Source organism: Acidovorax sp. HMWF018 (genome assembly GCF_003061035.1).
Classification (GTDB): domain Bacteria; phylum Pseudomonadota; class Gammaproteobacteria; order Burkholderiales; family Burkholderiaceae_C; genus Acidovorax; species Acidovorax delafieldii.
This window is the reverse complement of record NZ_QAIM01000300.1, coordinates 2,288-7,530: the sequence shown is the minus strand read 5'-3', so window position 1 is coordinate 7,530 and position 5,243 is coordinate 2,288. Positions and strand designations below refer to the sequence as shown.

6 protein-coding genes and 1 pseudogene are annotated in these 5,243 nt (G+C 65.7%); 6 read left to right on the top strand and 1 reads right to left on the bottom strand.

Going from position 1 to position 5,243, the window contains the following annotated elements; translation table 11 throughout:
- The 6 genes from lptB to DBR23_RS11060 form a co-directional block, all read left to right on the top strand.
- On the top strand, positions 1-597 hold a 597-nt coding region (gene lptB / locus DBR23_RS11085; RefSeq protein ID WP_233250396.1), incomplete at its 5' end, for an LPS export ABC transporter ATP-binding protein.
- On the top strand, positions 597-2,198 hold the full coding sequence (locus DBR23_RS11080; RefSeq protein WP_108498276.1) for an RNA polymerase factor sigma-54: 1,602 nt from the start codon (positions 597-599) through the stop codon (positions 2,196-2,198). The genes lptB and DBR23_RS11080, both read left to right, overlap by 1 nt.
- Before the next feature lie 81 nt (positions 2,199-2,279).
- Complete coding sequence (locus DBR23_RS11075) at positions 2,280-2,762, top strand: thioesterase family protein (protein ID WP_099731911.1); 483 nt, start codon at positions 2,280-2,282, stop codon at positions 2,760-2,762.
- Positions 2,759-4,051 carry a class I SAM-dependent RNA methyltransferase gene (locus DBR23_RS11070; protein ID WP_108498275.1) on the top strand — a complete coding sequence of 431 codons (1,293 nt, stop codon included), beginning with the start codon at positions 2,759-2,761 and terminating at the stop codon, positions 4,049-4,051. The genes DBR23_RS11075 and DBR23_RS11070 overlap by 4 nt, the downstream gene beginning before the upstream one ends.
- Positions 4,041-4,526 carry a putative toxin-antitoxin system toxin component, PIN family gene (locus DBR23_RS11065; protein WP_108498274.1) on the top strand — a complete coding sequence of 162 codons (486 nt, stop codon included), beginning with the start codon at positions 4,041-4,043 and terminating at the stop codon, positions 4,524-4,526. Before DBR23_RS11070 ends, DBR23_RS11065 begins: the two co-directional genes overlap by 11 nt.
- Positions 4,527-4,561: 35 nt before the next feature.
- A complete protein-coding gene (locus DBR23_RS11060) occupies positions 4,562-4,834 on the top strand; it encodes a hypothetical protein (protein ID WP_108498273.1) in 273 nt (90 codons plus the stop codon).
- Positions 4,835-4,923: 89 nt separating this feature from the next.
- On the opposite strand, the pseudogene DBR23_RS30520 reads toward DBR23_RS11060, so the two are convergent.
- Positions 4,924-5,243 (bottom strand): annotated as a pseudogene (locus DBR23_RS30520) (hypothetical protein); the annotation flags it as partial.

Genomic DNA, 5,243 nt, shown 5'->3' with positions numbered 1-5,243 from the left:
ATCGTGGGCCTGGTGCGCAGCGATGCCGGCGATATTCGCATCGACGGCCACTCGGTCGCCCACATGCCCATCCACCGCCGCTCGCGGCTGGGTCTGTCGTACCTGCCGCAAGAAGCCTCGATCTTCCGCAAGCTCACCGTCGAAGAAAACGTGCGTGCGGTGCTGGAACTGCAGCGCGCCGATGACGGCCAGCCGCTGTCGCGCGACGCCATCGAAGAGCGCCTGACGGCACTGCTGCAAGAGCTGCGTGTGGACCACCTGCGTGCCTCGCCCGCGCTGGCGCTGTCCGGTGGCGAGCGCCGCCGCGTCGAGATCGCCCGCGCCCTGGCCACCCAGCCGCGTTTCATCCTGCTGGACGAGCCTTTTGCCGGCATCGACCCGATTGCAGTGATCGAGATCCAGCGCATCATCGGCTTCCTCAAGGCACGCGGTATTGGTGTGCTCATCACCGACCACAACGTGCGCGAGACGCTGGGCATCTGCGACCACGCCTTCATCATCAGCGACGGCCGCGTGCTGGCGCAGGGCACGCCCTCCGAGATCGTGGACAACGCCGAAGTACGCCGCGTGTACCTGGGCGAGCATTTCCGCATGTGATGAAGCCTGGACTGTCGCTGCGCGTCTCGCAGCACCTTGCATTGACCCCCCAGCTGCAGCAGTCCATCCGGCTGCTGCAGTTGTCCACGCTCGAACTCTCGCAGGAAGTCGAGCAGATGCTCGACGAAAACCCGTTCCTCGAACGCAACGCCGACGAAGCACCGCGCGAGGAGTTTGGCCTGGAAGCCGCCGACACGCCCGCGCAGGCCGACGACTACAGCGCTGATGATGCTATGTTTTCAGGAGCTGTCAGCGCAAGTAGTACTAGCGCTGAGAGCCAAAACGAGGCTGAAATCCCAAGTGGAGGCGCTGACGAGCCCGACTGGAGCGGCGACGGCACCGTTGAGATGGCGCCCAACGACGCCGAGTGGGGTGGCGACGCCCCGGCGCGCACCCGCAACGATGCGGAAGGCGACGAGGCCGACGCCACCGAGCTGGCCCGTTCGCACGAATCGCTCACCGCCTTTTTGCACCGCCAGGCACTGTCGCTGCGGCTGTCTGAAGTGGACACGGCCGCGCTGCGTTTTCTCATTGAATCGCTGAACGACGACGGCTACCTCGAAGAGCCTCTGGAAGAACTCGCCACCAGCCTGGCCGGGCCCGACGATCTGGAGCAGATCGAAGAACTGGTGCACCGCTTCACCGTGGCCCAGCGCCTGCTGCAGAGCCTGGAGCCCGTGGGCGTGGGCGCGCGCAACCTGGCCGAATGCCTGACGCTGCAGCTCACCGCGCTGGCGGCCGACGAAGACAGCGACGCCGACCCCGAGACCGTGCAGACCGCGCTGCGCATCTGTCAGCAGCCGCTGGAGATGCTGGCCCGCCGCGACATCCGCCGCCTGACGCAGCTGTGCAGCGAAGGTGGCGTGGCCGGAGAAGAACGCACCCGGTCTGCCATGGCACTCATCGCCCGCCTGGAGCCTCGCCCTGGCCGTCGTTTTGCCGACGTAGAGCGCAATATCATCATCCCCGACGTCATCGTGCGCAAAGCCGGCCGCGCCAACGGGCGGGACGGCCAGCACAACTTCATCGTGCAGCTCAACCCCGACGTGATGCCCCGTCTGCGCGTGCACGACATCTACGCTGGCGCGCTGCGTGGCCACAAGGGCGGCGAAGGCCACCAGGGCATGCAGCAGCGCCTGCAGGAGGCGCGCTGGTTCATCAAGAACATCCAGCAGCGCTTTGACACCATCCTGCGCGTCTCGCGCGCCATCGTCGAGCGCCAGAAGAACTTCTTCACCCACGGCGAGCTGGCCATGCGCCCCCTGGTGCTGCGCGACATCGCCGACGAACTGGGTCTGCACGAGTCCACCATCAGCCGCGTGACCACGGCCAAGTACATGGCCACGCCGATCGGTACCTACGAGCTGAAGTACTTTTTTGGCTCTGGCCTGGGCACCGAGACCGGTGGCAATGCGTCCAGCACGGCCGTGCGCGCACTGATCAAGCAGTTCGTGTCCGCCGAAAACCCGGCCAAGCCGCTGTCCGACAGCCAGATCGCCGAGATGCTCAAGGAGCAGGGCATCGAATGCGCACGCCGCACCGTGGCCAAGTACCGCGAGGCGCTCAAGATCGCGCCGGCGAATTTGCGCAAGGCGCTGTAGTCGCTCCGGCAGCTGGCGCACGGTGCGCCTGCGCTGCCGCAGCCTTTTCTGTTGTTTCCGTATTGCCCACCGCTGCCCACCATGGCCCGCATCGTCTTCGACCTCCCACCGCACTTCGGCTTTGCGACCGAACTGCAGATCTACATCAGCCACGTGAACCAGGGCGGGCATCTTGACAACGCGCAGTTGCTCAGCCTAGTGTCTGAAGCGCGCGTGCGCTTTTTTCAGTCGCTGGGATACCCCGAGGCCGATGTGGGCGGTCTGTCCATCGTGGTCGGCGACATCGTGGCGCAGTACAAGTCCGAAGGTTTCCATGGCGAGACCATGCGGGTGGAGATGGCGCCAGCGGATTTCAACCGCTATGGGTTTGACCTGGTCTTTTGCATGACCGAGAAGACCTCAGGCCGCGAGGTGGCGCGCGGCAAGATCGGCATCGTCTTCATCGGCAAGGCCAGCCGCAAGGTTGCTCCCATCCCTGACTCCATCCGTCAGCTGCTGTTGGCCCGCGCAGGCACGCCGGATTCCCACGCATTGTCCGAGCGCGTATCCTCCCCATCGACATGAACCAACTCCAACTTTTTCTCCCTTGTGCCGCGGGCGTCGAGGGCTTTCTGGCCGACGAGGTGCATGGCATCACCGGCCTCACGGGGCAAGACCTGCTGGTGGGCCGGGGTGGCGTGCTGCTGCGGGCCTCGTGGCGCCAGGCCATGCAGCTCAACCTGCACAGCCGCCTGGCCCAGCGCGTTCTGGTGCAGCTGGCGCACCGCCCCTACCGGTCTGAGAACGACCTCTACAACATGGCCAGCGAGGTGGCCTGGGAGGTCTGGTTCACCACGCGCCAGACCTTCAAGGTCGAGGTGACGGCCCAGCACAGCCCGCTGCAGAGTCTCAACTTTGCGGGCCTCAAGGTCAAAGATGCCGTGGCCGACCGCTTCCGCCACAAGAGCGGCGTGCGGCCCGACGTGAACACCCAGTGGCCCGATGTGCGCATTCACCTGCACCTGACCACCGACGAGGCCACGATCTACATCGACACCTCGGGCGAGCCGCTGTTCAAGCGCGGCTGGCGCGAGGATAAGGGCGACGCGCCGCTCAAGGAAACCCTGGCCGCCGCCATGATCGCCGCCAGTGGCTGGGACCCGCATGGCGACAACCCCCAGCCCCTGTACGACCCCTGCTGCGGCAGCGGCACCATCGTGGTCGAGGCCGCACAGATCGCCTGCCGCATCCCGGCGGGCATGTTGCGGCGTTTTGCGTTCGAGAAGCTGTTGCCGTTCCAGGCGCATGTCTGGGGCGCTATTAAAAACGAAGCTGAAAGCGCAATACAGACCAGCGCAGTGCCCATTTTTGGCAGTGATGTGGCCTTCCGCATGGTCGATTTTGCGCAGCGCAATGCCGAGCGCGCAGGCGTGGCCGAGGCCGTGCAGCTGCGCGGCGGCGACGCCCTGCAGCGCATGCCGCCCTGCGACCAGCCCGGCGTGATGCTGCTGAACCCACCCTACGGCGAGCGCATTGCTGCCGCAGGTAGCGCCGGCCGCAACGCCAGCGAGCGCGCCGCCGACCGCGCCCAGGGCATGGCCGTGGGCCGCGAAGAGGCGCAGACCGAAGACGGCGGTGAGTTCTTCAGCCAGCTGGCAACCCACTGGAAGAAGAACTACAGCGGCTGGACCGCCTGGATGCTCACGCCCGACCTGAAACTGCCCGGCAAGATGCGCCTGAAGGAATCGCGCCGCGTGCCCATGTGGAACGGCCCCATCGAATGCCGCATGTTCCGCTTCGACATGATCAAGGGTGCTGTGCGCGACCGGGCTACCAAGCCTGCCCCCGACGGCGGCCCACGCCATGAAGGTTGAGCTGCGACTGCCCGCAGAGGCGCTAGCAGACGAGCCCGCTCGCCCCGTGGTGGTGGACACCAATGTGGCGCTGGACCTGCTGATTTTCAGCGACCCGCGCACCGTCCCCCTGCGCACGCTGCTGGCCCAGGGTCGCCTGGCCTGGATCGCCACGCAGGTCATGCGCGACGAGCTGGAGCGCGTGCTGGCATACCCGCACATCGTTGAGCGCATGAACTTTTACCGCGTGAGTGCCGCACAGGTGCTGGCCGCGTTTGATGCGCAGGCACGTCTGGTGGACATCGCACCCAAGGTGGCCTACGTGTGCAAGGACGCGGACGACCAGAAGTTCATCGACCTGGCGGCGGCGCACCGGGCAATTTTGCTGAGCAAGGACAAGGCGGTGATCTGCATGCGCAAGCGGTTGGTGAACCTGGGGGCGGATGTGGCGACTGCGCTGGTGCTGGAAGAGGCGCCCGCCACGGCGGTGGCCTGATCACGCATTGATCAGTTTCTGCTGCAAGGATCGGTATGGGGCCGTTGGGTTTTCTTGTCCTCTCGGGCTTCTTCGCCTACCTCGCTTTTGATGCGTTTCAGTTCAACCGAACATCCGGCCACAAAGTCTGGGCCATACCGCCATCTTCCGTTCGGGCGGTTGGTGTGGATCCTTTGTCGCGCGCCGAGCAGGAGGGCGCGCAATCGAACGAAATCACTGCAGTGGGGGGCATTCCCGGCCTCTACTGGATTTTTGTGATGCTGTCGGTGGGCTGCTTGGGGGTTGCTGCCTGGCTGTGGCTAGCGTAGGTTGGGGTAGCGCGGTCTAACCCGACGTTTTCTTCCACGGGCATGGCCTGTCGGGTTACGCCAGCGGCTAACCCAACCTACTGGTTGATCTAGCCTTGAGCCAAGAGGTCATACGCCGCCCGCACCCGCTGCAAATCCCGCCCCAGTTTGCGATTGGTGGGCAGATTCCGCATCCACCCCATCCGCCGGACACTGGTGGCCAGCACCTCCCGCATCTCCGCGCTGCCCTGCGCCACCCACGCCGCCCAGCGCTCGCGCCCCTCGGTCAGCGTACCGCTGGCATGCAGGTAAATCGCGGTGGAATGCGCGTAACACAGCGCATCGCGCACATGGCACACCGCCAGCGGCAGCACGGCGGCGGGGTCGTCCTCAAAATCGATGCAGGCCACCTCGCCATCGGGGCAGCGCA

Excerpts from the sequence above, each read along its gene's own strand:
- DBR23_RS11065 (WP_108498274.1), top strand. The coding sequence starts at position 4,041 with ATGAAGGTTGAGCTGCGACTGCCCGCAGAGGCGCTAGCAGACGAGCCC.
- DBR23_RS11070 (WP_108498275.1), top strand. The coding sequence starts at position 2,759 with ATGAACCAACTCCAACTTTTTCTCCCTTGTGCCGCGGGCGTCGAGGGC.
- DBR23_RS11060 (WP_108498273.1), top strand. The coding sequence starts at position 4,562 with ATGGGGCCGTTGGGTTTTCTTGTCCTCTCGGGCTTCTTCGCCTACCTC.
- DBR23_RS11080 (WP_108498276.1), top strand. The coding sequence starts at position 597 with ATGAAGCCTGGACTGTCGCTGCGCGTCTCGCAGCACCTTGCATTGACC.
- DBR23_RS11075 (WP_099731911.1), top strand. The coding sequence starts at position 2,280 with ATGGCCCGCATCGTCTTCGACCTCCCACCGCACTTCGGCTTTGCGACC.